Source organism: Actinosynnema sp. NPDC023658 (genome assembly GCF_040639995.1).
Taxonomy (GTDB): domain Bacteria; phylum Actinomycetota; class Actinomycetes; order Mycobacteriales; family Pseudonocardiaceae; genus Actinosynnema.
This window is the reverse complement of record NZ_JBFAAX010001431.1, coordinates 1-1141: the sequence shown is the minus strand read 5'-3', so window position 1 is coordinate 1141 and position 1141 is coordinate 1. Positions and strand designations below refer to the sequence as shown.

2 protein-coding genes are annotated in these 1141 nt (G+C 75.3%); one reads left to right on the top strand and one right to left on the bottom strand.

The annotated features are described in order from the left end of the window. On the bottom strand, positions 1–656 hold a 656-nt coding region (locus AB0G02_RS41580; RefSeq protein ID WP_360806490.1), incomplete at its 3' end, for a class I SAM-dependent methyltransferase. 89 nt (positions 657–745) lie between these two features. Between AB0G02_RS41580 and AB0G02_RS41575 the strand changes: the two genes are divergently transcribed. Beyond that, the coding region (locus AB0G02_RS41575) for a chromate transporter (RefSeq protein WP_360806487.1) at positions 746–1141 on the top strand (396 nt) is incomplete at its 3' end.

Sequence of the window (1141 nt, the reverse complement as noted above, 5' to 3'; positions counted from 1 at the left end):
GCCGGGAGCGCGGGACAGCCCGGCTTGCGGGCGATGAGCACCCCGCCCGGCACCTCCTCGTCCGGGTCGAGCAGGACCTGGGCGTCGAGCGTGAAGCCGGCGTCGCGCAGCCAGGCCGCCACCCGCTCGACCGGGCGGCGGTGGACGTGCAGCGACATGGGGTGCCCGCCGTACCCCTCGGTCTTGTGGCTGCGCCGGTCACCCACGTGGAAGCCCACCATGGCCACGCCGCCGGGCCGCAGCGCCCGGTGGAAGTGCGCGAACACCGCCGGCACCTCCTCGTCCGGGACGTGGATGACCGAGTAGAACGCGAGCACCCCGCCCACCGAGCCGTCCGCGAGGTCGAGGTCGGTCATGGAGCCGACCTCGAACCGGGTGCCGGGGTGGTCGCGGCGGGCGATCTCGACCATCCGGGGCGACAGGTCGATGCCGAAGGCGTCCAGGCCGAGCTCGCGGAGGTGGGCGGTGATCAGCCCGGGACCGCACCCGACGTCGGCCACCGGCCCGTCGACCGCCCGCGCGGCCGTGGCGAACAGGGCCAGGACGCCGCGCAGCACGGCCCTCCCGGCCAACGCCTCGCGGGTGAAGTCGGTGTAGCTCTCAGCGACCGTGTCGTACGAGGTCCGGGTGTCGGCCAACCAGTCGGGTGCACTCACCGGGGTGACGCTAGCGACCTGCTCGCCGCACGTGATCGCGGGCTATCCTGCGCCTCGTCGTGTCGGGGCTCCGGGCGGGTGGTGATCGAGTGACGCGCGTCGGTCTGGCGACCATCGCCCGCGAGTGGGGGCGCATCGGGTGCATCGGGTTCGGCGGCCCGCCCGCGCACATCGCGCTGCTGCGGGACCTGTGCGTGACCCGGCGCGGCTGGCTGTCCGAGCGCGAGTTCGAGGACGGCATCGCGGTCACCAACCTGCTGCCGGGGCCGGCGTCGACGCAGCTCTCGATCCTGTGCGCGTGGCGGCTGCGCGGCGTGGTCGGCGCCGTGGTCGGCGGTGTGTGCTTCATCGTGCCCGGTCTGGTGCTGATCCTCGCGCTGGCGGTGCTGTTCCTGGCCGACGACGCGCCCGCCTGGGTGATCGGCGCGGCGGCGGGGGCGGGCGCGGCGGTGCCCGCGGTGGCGGCGCACGCGGCGTGGGGCCTG